Annotated in this window: 14 protein-coding genes; all 14 read right to left on the bottom strand. The window is 58.9% G+C overall.

Annotated features, from left to right (window positions below; genetic code table 11):
* Positions 1–51: 51 nt before the first annotated feature.
* The 14 genes from KUF59_RS18100 to glcF all read right to left on the bottom strand — a co-directional run bounded on the left by KUF59_RS18100 (position 52) and on the right by glcF (position 17,818).
* Positions 52–1,050: an MBL fold metallo-hydrolase gene (locus KUF59_RS18100; RefSeq protein ID WP_258769811.1), complete on the bottom strand. Its 999-nt coding sequence runs from the start codon at positions 1,048–1,050 to the stop codon at positions 52–54.
* Positions 1,051–1,228: 178 nt separating this feature from the next.
* The gene (locus KUF59_RS18095; protein ID WP_258769810.1) at positions 1,229–2,083 is read right to left on the bottom strand and encodes an NAD-dependent epimerase/dehydratase family protein; all 855 of its coding nucleotides are present in this window, start codon (positions 2,081–2,083) and stop codon (positions 1,229–1,231) included.
* A gap of 33 nt (positions 2,084–2,116) precedes the next feature.
* Positions 2,117–3,061, bottom strand: a complete 945-nt coding sequence (locus KUF59_RS18090; protein ID WP_258770021.1) for an ABC transporter permease — start codon at positions 3,059–3,061, stop codon at positions 2,117–2,119.
* Between the two features lie 43 nt (positions 3,062–3,104).
* On the bottom strand, positions 3,105–4,682 hold the full coding sequence (locus tag KUF59_RS18085) for a sugar ABC transporter ATP-binding protein (protein WP_258769809.1): 1,578 nt from the start codon (positions 4,680–4,682) through the stop codon (positions 3,105–3,107).
* Between the two features lie 45 nt (positions 4,683–4,727).
* Positions 4,728–5,822, bottom strand: a complete 1,095-nt coding sequence (locus tag KUF59_RS18080) for a substrate-binding domain-containing protein (RefSeq protein WP_258769808.1) — start codon at positions 5,820–5,822, stop codon at positions 4,728–4,730.
* A gap of 487 nt (positions 5,823–6,309) precedes the next feature.
* Positions 6,310–7,059, bottom strand: coding sequence for an SDR family NAD(P)-dependent oxidoreductase (locus KUF59_RS18075; RefSeq protein ID WP_258769807.1), 750 nt, complete (start codon positions 7,057–7,059; stop codon positions 6,310–6,312).
* 43 nt (positions 7,060–7,102) lie between these two features.
* Positions 7,103–8,047: an SMP-30/gluconolactonase/LRE family protein gene (locus KUF59_RS18070; RefSeq protein ID WP_258769806.1), complete on the bottom strand. Its 945-nt coding sequence runs from the start codon at positions 8,045–8,047 to the stop codon at positions 7,103–7,105.
* Positions 8,048–8,062: 15 nt separating this feature from the next.
* Complete coding sequence (locus tag KUF59_RS18065; protein WP_258769805.1) at positions 8,063–9,040, bottom strand: ABC transporter permease; 978 nt, start codon at positions 9,038–9,040, stop codon at positions 8,063–8,065.
* Between the two features lie 22 nt (positions 9,041–9,062).
* Positions 9,063–10,574 carry a sugar ABC transporter ATP-binding protein gene (locus tag KUF59_RS18060; protein WP_258769804.1) on the bottom strand — a complete coding sequence of 504 codons (1,512 nt, stop codon included), beginning with the start codon at positions 10,572–10,574 and terminating at the stop codon, positions 9,063–9,065.
* Positions 10,575–10,639: 65 nt separating this feature from the next.
* Positions 10,640–11,707, bottom strand: a complete 1,068-nt coding sequence (locus KUF59_RS18055; RefSeq protein WP_128944070.1) for a sugar ABC transporter substrate-binding protein — start codon at positions 11,705–11,707, stop codon at positions 10,640–10,642.
* A 126-nt stretch (positions 11,708–11,833) separates the two neighbouring features.
* Entirely contained in the window at positions 11,834–13,378 is a 1,545-nt protein-coding gene (locus KUF59_RS18050) for an aminoacyl-histidine dipeptidase (protein WP_404514230.1), read from the bottom strand.
* Positions 13,379–14,078: 700 nt separating this feature from the next.
* On the bottom strand, positions 14,079–15,086 hold the full coding sequence (locus KUF59_RS18045) for a transketolase family protein (RefSeq protein ID WP_258769803.1): 1,008 nt from the start codon (positions 15,084–15,086) through the stop codon (positions 14,079–14,081).
* Positions 15,083–15,922 (bottom strand): transketolase, encoded by an 840-nt coding sequence (locus KUF59_RS18040; RefSeq protein ID WP_258769802.1) that lies wholly within the window; start codon positions 15,920–15,922, stop codon positions 15,083–15,085. Before KUF59_RS18040 ends, KUF59_RS18045 begins: the two co-directional genes overlap by 4 nt.
* A gap of 513 nt (positions 15,923–16,435) precedes the next feature.
* A complete protein-coding gene (glcF, locus tag KUF59_RS18035; protein ID WP_258769801.1) occupies positions 16,436–17,818 on the bottom strand; it encodes a glycolate oxidase subunit GlcF in 1,383 nt (460 codons plus the stop codon).

The raw sequence follows: 17,818 nt of genomic DNA, 5'->3' as shown, positions 1-17,818 counted from the left end.
TGACAGTGCCGGTCAATGTCTGACGGTGTCCGACTTGACCAATCCCGCAAGTTAAAGAGACGACACATGCATTGGTTCGGGATAGTAACGGAAGCCCTCGCCATCCTTCCCTACATTCCCGAGGCCCGGCCACGGGAAGTGATAAGACATCAGCGGCGTCCTGTTGGCAGCCAACATGTCCAGGACCCTCACCCGCGACTTCGCCGAAAGCTTCGAATCGGTATCGAACAGAAACTCCATTCGGGGTTTTTCGAACAGCAGCACGGGATGATGGGTCAAATCCCCGACGTAGCAAAACGACTTTCCCGCCGACTCGATCATGAAGCAGTGATGCCCGAGTGTGTGGCCGGGCGCTGCAATTGCATGAACTCCCGGCAGAAACTGCTCGCCATCCTTGAAGAAAACGATGCGGTCCCGCACAGGCGGCAGGTTATGAATCGCCGCCTTGACTAGGCCATCCAAGTCACCGCCGAGCTTGCTCTTGTCAGTCCAGAAATCGTAATCGGTTTGGCTGATGTAGATCTGTGCGTTCGGAAACGTCGGCTTGTTGTCGTCCCCCCAGATGCCACCGATGTGATCCCAGTGCGCATGAGAACAGACGACCGCGTCGATATCTTCAAGAGCGACCCCGGCAGCCGCTAGGCTGCTCTTCAGGCGCCCCGTGGTGGGCCCGAACTGCTTGAGTGACCCCATGCCGGTGTCAAACAGGACCTGCTTGTTTCCAAAATTGACGATCGGCGCGTTCTGCTCGAGCACGACCTCCTTTGTGGGAAGGAAGCTCTTGTCGAGCATCCGCACAACTTCCTCCTTCGGCACGCCCAGGAAGCTTTCGCTTGGGTCTCCAAGCGGCAACGGCCCGTCAGAGACGACCGTGACCTGTGCTTCGCCCAACGCGAACCGATAATACGATGGAGCTTGTTTATCCGACTTCGCCTCTTTCGCCTCGCTGCGCGTGGTGGCCGCCTCGGTCAACGCGGCACCGCCCAGCAAAGCGGCTCCCTTGACGAGATCGCGGCGACTTACTTGCGAAAGGTTCTTGCTCGAATCCATTTGCTCCTCCCAGGGAACGCTGTCTGCGGTTTGTTAGTTTAAGCTGACCCTGGGAAGGCTACGGCGCGCGAGCACAAAGCCACAAATGAAATGGTCTGGTGGATAGGTGACCCCATTTCATCTCAACTAAGAGGAGCACGCCGGAATCTTGGAACGAGAAAATCTTCGGGTCTAGCGCTTATTTTTGAGCCGACCGCCAACTATGCTTCGGCGAATAACCGAGCACTCGACGAGCCTTGTCTATGGAGAGCAGCGTCTCATGTCCGCTGATTTTCCTCTTGAATGGTACGCCTGGAAAATATTTCTGCGCGAGCTCCACACTCGATGTCGGCGATACCGTGTCGGCATTGGCAATTACGAAGACTTCTGCTCCCTTGATATCTGCCTCCAGCGATAGCCGAACCGCCTGAGCCCCATCACGTGCATCGATGTACCCGAACAGATTGAACTTTCGATCTTCCGGATCGAAGGAGGGAAATTGCCCGTACTCGGCAGGATCCATCACGTTCGAAAATCGCAGGCACGCAATCTTGAGCAGGGGATCCCACCGGCAAAACTGACGCGCAATTTCTTCACCAACCGCTTTGGACAGCGAGTAAGCCGTTTCGGGCCTCGCCGGATAGTCTTCGTCGACAGGAAGATATGGCGGCGGATCCTTGTATGGCAGACCGAGCAAGGTCTCGCTTGACGCCCAGACCACATTGCGTATGCCAAGGCGGCGCGCCGCCTCAAAGACATTATAGGTACTGGCCGTATTGATACCGAAAACCTCGCTGATAGCCACAACTCCGGGCATTGGAACGGCAGCGAGGTGAACAACTGCGTCCACCCCTCGATTGTGATACCATTCCATGCCGGAAAGCAGCTCTATCGTGCGGTCAAGATCCGTGAGATTGACCTGCACGAAAGGACAAAGGTCCACCGCAGGAGGTGCGACATCCGCGTTGACCACGTTGTAGCCGTGATCCAAGAGATCCTTTATGCAAGCTCGGCCGAGCTTGCCGCTTCCACCAGTGACGATGACCAAGGTCATGCGATAGTCCTTCTTTTTTTGAGTTCAGCTCAGTCACGCGCGCTGGCTGCGGCCCAAGGCCACCGCCAGAACGATGAGAACGCCGCGCGCCATAAGCTGCTGGCTAAAATCGAGCCCCAGCAGAATAAGACCATTGTTGATAACGCCGATCAGCAGCGCCCCCACGATTGATCCGATGACCGTTCCGGCTCCGCCGAACAGGCTGGTGCCGCCAAGAACGACGGCGGCGATAACCGACAGTTCATCGCCCTCTCCCAACTGGAAGCGCCCCGAGTGCAGGCGTCCCGCGTAAAGCATACCTGCGATGGAAGCCGCCGTGGCAGTCATCAAAAGCGCTTGAAACTTTACGGTTTTTGTCTTGATGCCGCTGTAGCGCGCTGCGGTCTCACCACCACCAGTGGCCAGGATCTTTCGTCCGAAGGGTGTCTTTCGCAGGGCCGTATGAGCCAGCGCGCCGAGGATCACGACCCACAATACAAGGATGGGGACCGGGCCGATATTCCCCGATCCGAAAATAGCGATGAAGGTTTCATCGATCACCGGCACGGGAGAGGTTCCGCTCATCCACATGCCAAGCCCACGGGCAAAGCCCATCATACCCAACGTGACCAGAAACGAGGGGATGCCGATCCAGGCGGTCAAGCTTCCATTCACGGCTCCCACAAGGAGACCGGTACAGAGTCCGGCCGCAATGGCAGGTACAAGCCCGTAACGGCTAAGAGCGAGGGCTGAGGTCACGGAAGCCAAACCTGCAATGGCCCCAACCGACAAATCGATCTCGCCGGCGCACAACACGAAGGTCATGGCCATCGCCATGATCGCGATAATCGCGGTTTGTCGTGCGATGTTGAGCAGATTGTTGGCCGACAGGAAGCCGCGATCACTCAGCGTAATCGCGAATATTACGAAGATCAGCGTGAACCCGATATAGACGACGTATTGTCGCCAGTCCGAGACAATGGAAGTGCCTCTAACCATGGCCAACGGACCTCGATGCGTCGTCACTGCAGTTCCACTTCCATCAGTACGTCGGAGCATTGAGCCGCACCTCCTGGATAAGGACTTGAAGGTTGTGCTCCGCCTTGGCGATCTGCACCCCTTCGTCTGCACTTCCGGTCGGCTCGCCGGCCGCCACGGAAATCTCGTCCCTGGACACCTCGCGGGCAATGCGTCCGTCGCTCATGATGAGCACGCGATCGCTAACCGCCAGAAGTTCGGCGAGCTCGGAAGAAATGATGATGATGGCTCGTCCCTCATCCGCAAGTTCGCGGATGAGATCGACGATTTCCGTTTTGCTGCCGATGTCGATGCCCGCCGTGGGCTCATCCAGGATCAGGATCTCGGGATTCATGGCCAACCATTTCCCCAGCACAACTTTCTGCTGATTACCGCCCGAGAGGGTACGCACCGGGACAAAGCTGGAGGTCGCTTTGATACGCAATCGTTGGATCAAGCCGGTTGCGGAAGAGGTCTCCTTGGCACCGTCAAGGAACGGTCCACGAGCGAGGTCGCCCAACCGAGGCAGACTGAGATTTGTGCGTATACTGTGCGCCGCGATCAGGCCTTCGCGAGCTCTGCTTTCAGGTATGAGGGCGATTCCAGCCGCCATCGCGTCGCTTGGACTGCGAATCCTGACAGCCTGGCCTTTCACCCGGATTTCGCCGGAGATCATTGGATCGATACCAAACAAGACCCGAGCCAGTTCGCTGCGGCCGGAGCCCAACAGCCCCGCGATGCCAAGCACTTCACCTGAATGAACTTCGAAAGAAGCGTTGATCGGCTTGTTCGGCCCGGATAGCGATCGGACCTCAAGAGCCGGGCAACGCGTCCGGTCGACCGAACGCGGCCGCCAGCTGAAGCTTCCAACCCGCTTGCCGATCATATGCTCGACGACGTCCTGGATCTCCAATTGCCGCAGTGGGGCGGTCGCAACGTTCCGGCCATCCCTAAGGATGGTCACCTCCTCGGCAATCTCGAATATCTCGTCCATCCGGTGCGACACGTAGACGATCGCGACGCCATCCGCGGATAGACGTTTGAGGAGTGAAAAGAGACGCTCGACCTCAACGCCGGTCAGCGCGGATGTCGGCTCATCCAAAATGAGCACGCGAGCGTCTTGGGAGATCGCTTTGGCAATCTCTACCATCTGCATCTGCCCGGTGCTGAGCTTCTCGACCGGCGTTGCCGGATCGACATCCATGCCCAGTTCGGACAGGATCACTCTCGATCGATCCCGCGCCATGCGATCGTCGACGAGAAGCCCAAATTTCCTCGGCTCTCGAGCCAGAAAGATGTTCTGGGCGACGGTGAGACTCGGGATCAGGCTCAGTTCCTGAAATATCATCCCGATACCCAACGCGCGTGATGTAGCGGCGCTAAAACCGCTCATCTGCCGACCGAAGACGGTTATGGAGCCTTCGGTCGGCGTCAGAATTCCCTGAAGTATCTTGAGCAGCGTCGACTTTCCGGCGCCATTCTCACCCATCAGCGCATGGACCGTCCCCTGCTTGACCGCGAAGTCGACGCCGCGGAGGACGTGGAGTCCTCCGAACGACTTCTTTATGCCGGTCATCTCGACCGCGTCGCTGGATTCGATCATGACCGATAGCTCGCGTGCGGGGACTAAAGCCCGGGCCCACCAGTCCTACTTCAAGGCGTCCGTCACCACCTGAGGTGGCGGCGTCCCATTGGACATTGGCCAGCCGGCAATCAAATTCTGCTTGGTCACCGCCAGTGCGGGAAGCACGACATAGGGCGGCGCTGACTTGCCGATCAGTGCGTAGCCCGCCAAAATGCCTTCCGCATAGCCTGCGCCGTACGGCCGCTGCGATCCCGTCCCCTTCACGTAACCATTCTTCGCCATGTCGATAGCGATGTTCACGCCAAGGTCGCAGGTCGTGATCACGAGATCCTTTGGCCCGCGTCCGCTGGTGCGCGCCGCAGCGAGCACGCCTTCGGTCGGCACATCCCAGACAGCCCAAATCCCGTTCAGTTCAGGATGGGCGGTCAGCATCCCAGAGGCGATACGCTCAGACTCTCCGGAAAAGTCAGGGCCACCGACGCCCTGCTCGGCCACGATCTTGATGTCAGGGTAGGCTTTGATCGCCTCCTTGAACCCCATGACGCGCTCGACGGTCGCAAACAGGTCGGAAGCGTGCGGGATCAATCCAATATTGCCCTTTCCGTTCAGCGCCTGCGCCATAAGCAGCGCCGCAGCCTTGCCCATACCTCGATTGTCGGAAGACACGAGGCTCACATACTCCGTCCCAGGCGACATTCCGGCGCCAGTCTGATCGAGAAACACGATCTTGATACCGGAAGCCGCCGCACGCTTGTACGCGGCGGCCGTGCCGTTTTGCTCTGCAGGAACGCTAATCATCACGTTCGGTTTGCGGGCCATGACCGTCTCAATGTCGGAGACCTGTTGCTCGGCTTTGTAGCCCGCGTCCGTGACAGCGATGATCTTGATTCCGAGCATATCGAGAGCAGCCCTTTGGCCCGCCATCTGCGCCTTCGCCCAATCGGAGGCCGTGTAGTGCATGACGATAGCTGCAGTCGCGTTCATCGACTTGATCTTTGCGATCTCTTCCGGGGTGAGTGAGAGATCGCTGGCGAGGACCGGCTTTTCCCCGTGCGGACCGGAGGCTGGATGCTCCTCGATATCCTTCAACGCCGCAGCAACATCCGCCGCCGTCGATGGACCTGTGGCCAGGACCATACAGGCGACGATCGCCGCCATCGTAACTGTGAGTTTTGTAGTGAGGCTAGACATCGTGATCCCTCCAAAAGCGATTGCGCCGAATTCGTCGGGATCTTACTGGCCCCTTAATGCATACGTTATCGCACGCAAAATTGAACCGTCAACGTCCTCGTGCCGGTCCAGTGTCGCATGACTTCGATCGCCGCATCGTATCGACCTGCGATGGATATCGCATGATTGTCGGAACGGCAGTCAATTGCTCCATTTGTGCCGGAAATCCCAGCGAAAAGCGCCCGACACCAGCGAGGAAGGTGGCACCCCACCCGTTGTGCATTTTGACTCAACAGTCCGATGATCGAACGAGCACGATCTTCCAGCCTCGCCATCGCCCGCGGTTTCCGGGCAATGTTCTAGGCGAAGATCACAGGCGGCACGGGCATGCTATTGCCATGCTCGGCAGTGCCCGCACCGGATTGGGTTCAAAGCTGAAGCGCTTTCAGGAGGAGGAGGCGACGAAAACAGCTCGTCAAACCGCAGTCATACCGCCATCAACCACCAATTCGGAACCCGTCATGTAGCTCGATCCGTCGGACGCCAAGAAAATGAGCGCCGCGGACACTTCCGAGCACTCTCCGGGTCTTGCCATAAGCGTGCTTCCCAGGATGAGCCGCGTCTTCTCCGGGTCTGAGAAGTAATCCTCATTGAGGGGGGTCCTGATCGTGCCCGGGTGTATCGAGTTCACTCTGATCCCATGCTGCCACAGATCGACGGCGGCAGCCTTGGTGAGCATGCGAATGGCCCCTTTCGTCGCGGAGTAGCCGGTCATGCCCGGCATGTTCGCGACGATGCCGGACACTGAAGACACGTTGACGATCGAACCTCCGCCGGCCCGTTTCATGCTGGGAGCGACCAGCTTGCATCCGAGGAACGCACCGGTGACGTTCACCTCGTACAGCCTTCGAAAGTCCACGACGGAGAGGTTCTCGATCGTGTCGCGGATGAATATTCCTGCATTATTAACCAGTACGTTGACACATCCGAAGGCGCGCTCCGCCTCAGCAACGACGTTGCTCCACGACCCCTCATCGACCACATCGTGATCGACGAATATTGCCTTGCCGCCGGATGCCGATATTTCATCGGCAACACGATGGCCATTCTTTGTATCGACGTCGGTGAGGACCACTGCCGCATGTTGCGCTGCAAATTCGCGGGCATGGATCTCGCCCATTCCCTTTCCGGCCCCTGTGATGATCGCAATCTTTTCCGCCAGCACTTCAAGTCTCCCTCGTCCCGTCCAATCGAGCTTCCGGCGTCAGTCAAATTCCCGTCGTGTTGAGACACACAGCGTAGATCGACGTGCTCGCCGCCATGAACAGCCGGTTCTTGCGACGCCCCCCAAAGCAAACGTTCGCGCAGGTCTCCGGCAGATGAATCTTCCCGATCAAGGCGCCTTCCGCCGAGTAGCAGCGCACGCCGTCTTCGGCGGGATCCGCCCACCCCATGCTGCACCAGACGTTGCCATGCACATCGACGCGCAGGCCGTCCGTGAAACCCGGCGCAAAGTCGTCGGCAAATACCGCGTCGTTCCGCAAGTGCCCATCGACCACATCGAAGACGCGGATATGGGACGGGCCGCCATCCGTTATCCCGCTATCGACGACATAGAGTCGCGATTCGTCCGGCGACAAGGCAAGGCCGTTGGGCCGCACGAAATCGTCCGCAACCACCCGGAGCGATCCGGCGGGATCCAATCGGTAGACTGCCCGGAGCAGTTCGGCCTCCTGTTTGATACCCTCATAGTCGCTGTCGATGCCATAGCCGGGGTCGGTGAACCACACGGCACCGTCGGAGGCCACGATCACATCATTGGGCGCGCTAAGGCGTTTGCCTTCGTAGCGATCCGCCAGCACGGTGATACGGCCGTCGAGCTCGGTGCGGGTGACGCGTCGAAGGTGCTCGCAGCTAACAAGGCGTCCGCTTTGGTCACGGGTATGGCCATTGGCATAGTTCGAGGGACTGCGGAATATTCCCAGATGCCCATCCGCCTCGAGCCAGCGGTAGATGCGGTTGTTCGGAATATCGCTGAAGAGAAGACTGCCGCTATCTCCAAAGTAGACGGGCCCCTCCACCCATCCAAAGCCCGTCGCAAGACGTTCGATCGGTGCGTTTCCTATCTTGTACGTAAACCGACGATCGAGCGGCTCGACGCCCGCGACGGGATATCGCAAGCTATTCTCGATCGGGCCAAGGCCAAAACCCACAGCTGCCTCCCTCACTCAGGTATCTCGCGAGCGGCCACCGAACTTATCGGCGCACACGGCCAACAGAATGATCGCGCCGATCACAACCTGATGCCAGAACGTGTTGACGTTGAGGATATTGAGACCGTTGCGCACGACCGCCATGAGGACCGCGCCGGCAGCAGTTCCCAACAAGGACGCCTTGCCTCCGGCAAGACTCGTCCCTCCCATGACCACCGCCGCGATCACATCCAGTTCATATCCCTCGCCGGCCTCCGGCATTGCTGCTTCGAGACGCGAAGTGAGGAGAACACCGGACAGCGCCGCCAACAATCCAGTCAGCGCATAGACCGCGATCTTGATGCGGTCGATCCTTATTCCGACCAATCGGGCCGCTTCCGGATTGCTTCCGATCGATAGCGTGTAACGGCCGAAGCGCGTTTGATAAAGCAGGAAGTAGACCCCCGCAAACGTCAGTATGGTCACCAACACCGGCATCGGCACGAAACCAACGAATCCCTGGCCGAAGACCTGAAAGGATGGATTCGACAAGCCGGTGAGCGGAATCCCCTCTGTGTAGACCATGATCAATCCACGCGTGATGACCATCATCGCCATCGTGACGATGAAGTCCGCAATCTTGACTTTGGCAACCAGGACGCCGTTCACAACGCCGATCAACGTTCCGAGCGCAAGGCTCGCGGCGACGCTGACATATGGATTGAACCCGCGGTTCATCAGGTCCGCGGCGATCAGGCCGGTGAACGCAAGCGTCGACCCAACCGAGAGATCGATCCCTCGCATGGCGATGACGAGGGTAGCTCCGAACGCGATGATCGCGACGAAGACGGCCTGGCGCGTGATATCGGTGAGGTTTCCGACACTCAGAAAGCGCGGCGACGCGACTCCAAGCGCCACGATGAGCACGATCAACGCGATCACGATGCCGCTCGCGCCTCCGGACAGCCTGAATCTCGATACCGGGTTCTTTGCGTCCAGGGCCTGGGTCGACATTCCGTTCTCCATTAACTTTCTCTCAGGTCCGCTGGATCGAAAGCGAGGCGATGGCTTCCTCGTTCGCGGACGCCGCGTCCAATATTCCGACCACCTCGCCTTCGAACATGACCAATATCCGATGGCATAATCCCAGCAGCTCGGTGCTGTCCGACGAGACCACGATGATCCCTTTGCCCGCTTGCGCGCTGCCGGCGATCAATTGGTAGACATCGGCCTTCGCCTTGATGTCGATCCCGCGCGTCGGCTCCTCGAGAAGCAATACGTCCGGCTCGGTCAGCAGCCATCTCGCCAACAGCACTTTCTGCTGGTTACCGCCGCTCAGTCGTCCGATCGACTGCTGCGGTCCTTCCGATTTGATGCCCATCTTCCGGATTTGGTTGATGCATTGCAGTCGTTCCGCTCGTCGATCCAAGCGAACACCGCCGAATTGGGCCAGGCTGGAGGCAGTCAAATTCCAGCCGACGCTATGTTCGGCGAAGATACCTTCCGTCTTGCGCTCGGCGGGAAGAAACGCAATCCGGTTGTTCATCCCGTCCGATATCGAACTGATCGAAGTCGAACGACCCTTCAGCACGATTCTACCGGACTCCGACGCACCATCGCCGAACAGCGCCCTCAGAAGGCGGCTCTTTCCCGATCCTTCGAGTCCCGCAACACCCAGAATCTCCCCTTCGTGCAGTTCGAAATTGACGTTTTCGAACGCTCCGCGTCGGGATAGCCCTTCTACCTTGAGGACAGGATCAGCGCCTGGGCTTGACTTCGTCGGAAACTGCTTCGCCAGCGAGCCGCCGATCATCAAGCTGATCACCTTGTTCACGTCGAGCGATGACGCCGGCAAGTCCGCGACGCATGCCCCATCCCGCAATACGACCACGCGATCGCAGATCTTCAGAACCTCATCAAGCTTGTGGGACACATATATGACAGACTTCCCCGCTTGCTTGAGATCGTTGATGATTCTGACGAGCTGTTCTCGCTCGGCTTTTTCGAGAGCCTCGGTCGGCTCGTCCATGATCAGGATATTTGCATTCGAGTTCAACGCCCTGGCGATTTCGATGATTTGCCGTTGAGCAAGGGCAAGTGAACCAACCGGACAATCCAGATCGATCTCGACGCCAAGCACATCGTTCAGGATTCGAGCGGCGCAATCCCGCATGGCCTTCTTTCGAAGCGGCACCGTCATGTTCGGATATTTTCCGACCGACATCTCCCGGCCAATGAAAATGTTTTCAACCGCGTCCAGGTCAGGGAACAGACTGAGTTCCTGATAGATAATGCCTATACCCGCCCGCTGCGCGTCCGCGGGCTCGCGGATGTCCACGCGAACCCCATCGATCTCGATGTCGCCTTCGTCACGCGCATGGGCTCCGGACAGGATCTTCATCAGGGTCGATTTTCCGGCCCCATTTTCACCGACCAGTCCCAGCACCTCACCCCTGGCGAGATTCATCGAAATGCCCGACAGCGCGTTGGTCGCTCCGAACCTCTTGCCGACGCCCGTGATCTTGAGCGCGTGTTCCGACTGGCTCATGATGCGCCCCCCCACATTCAAACGGAGGGAGCCACGCCACAACAGCGTGGCCCCCTCGAGATCATCTACTTCGTGTTCTTTGCGACGTAGATGTAGTCAGCCGGATCGAACGTGCCGATGTTCTTGGCGTCGTAGGTCTTCGGGGCGACGAAGATCTTCTTCGGAACGCTTTCGCCCTTCATAACGAATTGCTCGACCGCGCGGATGATGTTGCGGCCTTCCTCCTTGGCCCCGGTATCCACGGTGGCCGCAAAATCGCCGACCTTGATCGCGTCGTTGGCCTCCTTCATGTTCTCGTAACCGACGATCGCAATCTTCCCGTTCAGCTTCCGCGCCTTCAAGGCCTGGAGACCTCCCAAGGCCATTTCGTCGTAGAGGGCAACGAGAATTTCCACATCGGGATGCGCGGTGAGCATGTTCTCGGTCACGGTGAGACCTTGTGCTCGCACCCAGCCAGCCGGCTGCTTGGCGACGATTTTCAGGTTCGGGTATTTCGAGAGGATTTCATTGAAGCCTTTCATGCGCTGCGCCGTGTGCGGACCTGGCAAGCCCTCCAGGACGGCAATCTTGACCTCTCCCTTGTCCTTGTAGTGATCGACAATCCACTGCGCCTGAGCGCGACCACCGTCGCTCTGATCGTATCCGATATCGCTCACGTAATAGGGGTCATCAGCGACGGGTGAATTGAACAGGAACACCGGGATTCCCGCTTCGGTCGCACGCCGGATCAGCGGCTCCAAGGCGCCTTCGTTGTAGAGCGCGACCGCGATCGCATCGACGCGCTCGTTGATCCAGGCCTCCATCGTGCGGACCTGATCGTCCGTCGCGGACTGGCTCTTCGGTGCCTGCACGAGCAGCTGGATCGTCGCGGGTCCGCCTGCTCGATCGATCTCTTCCTTCACTCCGGCCAGCACGCGCTGATAGTAGGTATCCATCGCGGTCGGCAGGAAACCAACCTTGAGGGGACGGTTTGTCTTGACCTGGGGTTTTGCCTCTTTGCCGGTCGGCGGAATCACCTTGTCCATGAGGATTCCCGGAAAGACGGCGCCGTAGTCGGCGGCGAAGACTGAAGTCGGAGCGACGACGGCGGCGACCAGCGCCGCTGCCAATGACGTACGGAAAGAACGTTTCATGTTTCCCCTCAAATGTTTGTTCTAGTGCAACATCTGCTGCTCGCGCGGGCGCGAGCAACCTCGTCCAGCGCACCAGTTGTTTGGAACGCTGCCAACGATCATTCCGCCGAGATGCGCGATGTCGCGCTAATCTCTGAGATTGCGGAGTATTTCCTTCAGAAGCCGCCAGATGGGCTCAACAGTAGTGTGATTGAGACGCTCTCGAGTGGTATGCACATCGAACGCTTCCGGTCCGATCGAGATCATGTCGATCCCCGGGATCTTCTTGTTGAAGAGACCCAACTCGAGGCTCGAGTGCGATACTTCAACGTGAGGCCTTGCCTTGAAGGTATCCTCGAACGCGCGGCTGGCGACGGCCAGAAGCTTCGAATCCTTGTTGTAGGGCCACTCCGGGCAATCGGCGAAGGTGGTAACCTTGGTCCCACGCCCCATCAGCTCGGCCAGCCGCTCGATACGTTTGAGGATGGCGTAGCGCCGCGAGCTAATCGCGCTCGGAATGGTCGATAGGATCTCGACTTCCTCGTCGCTTGTCGACAACAGGGCAATGGTGTTCGAACTCTCCACCAGATTCGCGATTGTGAGGCTCATGCTTTGGACGCCGTTGGGCGTCAGCGTGATCGCCTGGACGACCGAACTGGCGGTAACATCCGAAAGGACGCGTTCGATGAGACCGTCGCTCGGCTCCAGACCGACCTCGAGCTTCGGGTCGCTGACGAAGAACTCCTTCTTGATATCTGCGGCGACATTCCGGACGATCTCGCTCGCACGATCCACATCTGCCTGATGCACGAGCAGGAGCGCTTCGGCGTCTCCCGGAATGACGTACCGATTGACGCCTCCCCTGACCGACGCCAGCCGGACCGGCAGTTCGTCGAGGAGCGCACCGACGACCCGAGCGAGAAGGACGATCGCGTTGGCGCGCTCGAGGTGAATGTCGAACTCCGAGTGGCCGCTGCTCAGTCCCTTCACGAACAGGCGCATCGCCGTCAAGCCGGCCGGCGCCTTCTGCCATTCGACCGGAATCCGGAAGCGCGCCGAGATATCGCCCGCGCAGCCGGCGAACAGACTCTTGGGATCGTGCCAGTTGAAGTCGATCAACCGCCGACCCGTCAGACGGGACGCATCGAAGTGTTGAGCGCCTCCCTTTCCGACCTCTTCCTGGACTGTCAGTACGACCTCGAGCGGCGGATGGGGAATGTCCTTGGCGTCGAGCACGGATAGCGCCAGCGCCACACCCACCGTGTTATCGGCGCCAAGCGTCGTACCGGTGCCATGGATGAAGTCGCCGTCGATCCGCAGCTTGATGCCCTGCTTCTCGAAATCGTGCTCCACACCTTCATCGCTCTCGCACACGATGTCGGTATGACCGTGGAAGATGAGCGGCGACGCGTTCTCGTATCCGCTCGTTCCCGGCTTCTTGACAAGAATATTGTGGATGTCGTCCTGGTAACACTCGAGCCCGCGGTCCCGCGCGAACTTTGCGATGTAGTCGCTCACCTGCTTCTCGTTATAGGACCCGCGGGGAATGCGGCTGATCTCTTCGAAGTAGCGAAAGAAGACGTCGGGTTTGAGGTCCGCAAGGACTCCACTCTTATCGGCTCCCACTGAGTGAGCGGCCACGTCTGGACGTCGATCGTTTACGGTTGTTGTTGCGGTCTGGTGCGCAGACATGAGCTCCTCCCAGTGCCGGCGCCGTCGTGCATTGCGGTCGCCCTCATTCTTCCGACGATAAGAAGTACGATCAGCAGATCAAACGAATTGCGCGCTTCATTGAGTGAATTGTTCTCATCCAAATGGCGGTTTCGACCGGCGAACAAACTTCGATCGAGTGGCCACTTGGGAGTTACGTTCTACAATCTCCCACGCGCCTACCGTCAGCGTCTTTACCGGCGTTAGCATCGGAGAAACGGGTGCTAAACGGCCGCGGCAAATGGCGTCTGCACCTGCAAGAAAGCCAGTGTCGAATAAGACTTGCCGAGAATCCTGGCAAATGCCGATCCTTGCTGGCGACGCTTGGCTTGTCGATAAGCACGCGAGAGATTCGTGGTGGCGTCGACAGCAAACAGGCAAACCGCAGGATATCTGATTGGCTTCCTGGAGCCTGTTTCCACGCCAAGCAGAATGCCAAATGCCGGAGCGGCCCGCCGACAAGCACGTCCGCTATGAGCACGAAACGCTAAAGCTCGGTAGCTTACGAGGTTAGGCCTATGGCCGCGAGCACTAGGATTCTCTTGGGGGCTACCCGCCGCGCAGGTTTTGACCTACGCGCAGGTGTCCATCTGCTCCCTGAGGCTCCGTACGGGCAGAGGTCGGGCGACTCGTTCAAGGTCGACAAGCCAGACCCGGGTCCACGCGTCGTGGTACGTAGCCGTCACAGCCAGGACTTGACGCTGCCAACGATCGCATCCGTCGAAATTCCGTATCGATCGTGAAGCGTAGGCAAGGCGCCAGCGGCTAGGAATTCGTCCGGCAGGCCGATCGTGTGGAATGCAGGATGCACACGCTCCCTCATCAGAACAGCGGCAACTGCTTCGCCTAGCCCACCAATGATCGTATGGTTCTCCGCGACGACGACCGCCCGCCCCGGCCTTCTGCAAGCCGCCACAATCGTCTCGACATCGAGCGGCTTGATCGTCGGCACATGCAAGACCGACGCGCCGATGCGATCGGCTTCGAGCTTTTTCGCGGCCTCCAATGCCCGCATCGTAAGCAGGCCGGAAGAGATGATGAGAACGTCATCCCCGCCTCGCAGCTGCTTCGCCTTTCCAAGCTCGAACTTGTAGTCGTACTCGTCAAGCACGAGCGGCACCTGCCCTCGCAGAAGGCGCATATAGACCGGGCCATGATGCTCCGCCATGGCGGGCACGACCTGCTCTATCTCCAGAGCATCGCACGGATCGATGATCGTCATGTTCGGCATCGCGCGGAACAGTGCCAGATCTTCCGCCGCCTGATGGCTCGGGCCGTAGCCGGAGGTGAGCCCTGGCAACGCGCACGCGATCTTCACATTACGATCTTCTTCGGCAATGGTCTGGTGAATGAAATCATAGGCACGCCGGGAAGCGAACACCGCGTAGGTCGTCACAAAGGGCATGAAGCCTTCTGCGGCAAGACCGGACGCGCCACCAAACAGCAGCTGCTCGGCCATACCCATTTGATAGTAGCGGTCCGGAAACTCCTTCGCGAACACATGGAGATCGGTGTATTTGCCAAGGTCCGCAGTCATTCCGACGACTTCCGGACGCCGGCGCGCGAGCTCGATCAAGGCATGGCCGAATGGCGCGGCTCTCGTCGGTTGCCCCTCTGCGGCGATCGAGGCGATCATTGCCGACGTCGTCAGGCGCGGCTTCGCCGTGGTGGTGCTCGACGTGACCTTCATAGCTGGCTCCCATCCTGCAGCGCCGCGAGCGCCAACTTCCACTCATTCGCATCGACGCGCATGAAATGATTCCGCTCACGCGCTTCGAGAAACGGCACCCCTTTTCCCATGACCGTATCGGCGATAATCATTCGTGGCACGGCTTCCTGATGCGCCGATGCCGCGTCGAATGCTGCAACGACGGCATTGAGATCGTTGCCGTCCACACGCTGAACGAACCAGCCGAATGCCCGAACTTTGTCGACTAGCGGTTCGAAGCCCATCATTTGCCCGGAAGGGCCGTCCGCCTGCTGGTTGTTGACATCGACAACGGCGATGAGATTGTCCAACTTGTAGTGGGCGGCGGACATCATCGCCTCCCACTTCGATCCTTCATCGAGCTCGCCGTCAGAGAACAAGGTGTAGACGAAGCTGTCGGATCCTTTTCGCTTCAATCCAAGGCATCGACCGACCGCGATGGCAAGACCGAGCCCCAGCGAACCGCCCGACATTTCCATCCCCGGCGTGTAACTTGCCATGCCGGACATTGGCAGACGGCTATCATCGAAGCCGTAGGTTTCCAGCTCTGCCTCCGGAACGATGCCCGCCTCAATCAAGGCGGCGTACAGCGCAATTGCATAGTGACCATTGGAGAGAAGGAAGCGGTCGCGCTCTTCCCAATCTGGATCTTCCGGCCGATACCGCATGGCATGGAAGTAAGCCACCGCCAATACATCAGCGATATCCAGGGCTTGGGCGATGTAGCCCTGCCCCTGCACTTCGCCCATTCGGAGCGCATGGCATCTGATGCGGCGAGCTCGTTCGTGCAGTGAGACGTTGTGGCCTTGAACCGTCATATCGCCGGATCCTTGTTGTTGCGGAACGCGCGAAACCCGCGCTCCTGTCGGAACAGCGAACGAGACGAGGCATACGGCGATCTTCCGTTGCGCACTCGATCTGGGCGCTTCTCCGATTCGCGCTCTCTTCGGTCCGCGATTGCCACCAGCAATATAAGTCTAGGCGATTACAGCAAAAGAATTAGATGGGCATTTAGATGATTATGATTCATGCATGACGGCGACGCCGTTCCAAGTTTCGAACGAAGATCGGCGCGCGAGCCATCCGCCCGCCTCGCTTAATATGCGTCAAGTCGGTGACGATCATCCTCCATCTCTGGACGAACATTTGTACTTTGGAGATGAGGCACGCTGGGAAGATCGTTCTTGTTTGCCGTGGGCGCGCTCGCACTAGCGACCCACGCCGCCCAATCCAGAACCGCCGCTCAAATCAGATTCATGCCAGATGCCGCTGGATGATCGGCAGCGAAATCTAAAACAAAGTTGGGCTTTGCGTCTTCCACGCCCGAGCTCTCACCGCGCAAGGTCGGGACTCTCGCACTCGCTGCAACCAGACACACCGTTGTTACCTCGCGTGCCTTTAAGATCAGCCGACCGCAATGACTTCGGCGCTGGCCCTCCGGTCGCCCAATCGAGCAACTCGATCGTATGGACGATCGGTATGTCGGCGCCATCGCCGATCTGCGTGATGCAGCCTATGTTTCCCGTCGCGATTAGGTCTGCTCTCACGCGTCGGATGTTCGCCACTTTTCGCGCACGCAGTTGTTTCGCTATTTCCGGCTGAAGAATGTTGTAAGTCCCCGCCGATCCGCAGCAGATGTGTCCTTCAGGTATATCCTTTACCGTAAAGCCGGCCCGTTTAAGCAACGCTTTCGGTTCATCAGTGATCTTTTGACCATGCTGCATCGAACAGGCCGAATGGTAGGCGACGACGAGATCGCACGCTTTCGGTGAGAAGTCCAATTTCATCAGCCAGAGGAATTCGGTGATATCTCGCGCGATTGCCGAAACCCGCCGTGCCTTATCGGCATAGGCGGGATCTTCACGGAGCATAAAGCCATAATCCTTGATCGTCGTTCCGCATCCAGACGCCGTGATGATGATCGCGTCGAGGCCCTCGCCATCCATCTCCGCGATCCATGCGTCGATATTTCTCCTTGCGAATTCGTGTGAATCGCGTTCGTGTCCGAGATGATGGACCAGCGCGCCACAGCACCCCTCACCTCTGGCTTGCACCACCTCGACGCCGTGGCGGGCCAGGAGCCGGACGGCTGCCTCATTGAAATCGGGGCGTAGTACAGGCTGGGCACAACCGCTGAGAATTGCGACGCGGCCGCGCTTCTCTCCCATCGCCGGAAAGACACCCGGCTTTTGTGAGGCGGATCGACGTGGCACATGGGTTGGCGCGAGATCGAGCATCGCGGCAAGCCGAACGCCTACATGCGGCAAGCCGGCCAAGACAGACTTTAATGGCCGGCCAATTTGCGCCGCAGTGATCGCCGCTCGGAACCGTCTCGGATAGGGAAGGATCATCGCGAGCATGGTCCGGACGAGCCGGTCGTGGAAGGGCCGCCGATATGTCTGTTCTATATAGGCGCGAGCATGATCCACAAGGTGCATGTAGTGCACGCCCGACGGACAGGTAGTCATGCATGACAGGCACGATAGGCAGCGGTCGATGTGCTTGACGACGGGCGTGGTCGCCGGTTTGCTGCCCTCCAGCATGTCCTTGATCTGGTAGATGCGGCCGCGAGGACTGTCGAGCTCGTCACCAAGCAGAAGATATGTCGGACAGGTAGCGGTGCAGAAGCCGCAATGAACGCAGCTCCGAAGGATCTTTTCCGATGCATTTGTTGCGGGATTCTGCAGTTGTTCAGCGGTAAATGTTGTCTGCAT

The sequence above is a fragment of the Bradyrhizobium arachidis genome (assembly GCF_024758505.1).
Lineage (GTDB): Bacteria > Pseudomonadota > Alphaproteobacteria > Rhizobiales > Xanthobacteraceae > Bradyrhizobium > Bradyrhizobium manausense_C.
This window is presented reverse-complemented; position numbering and strand designations above follow the sequence as displayed.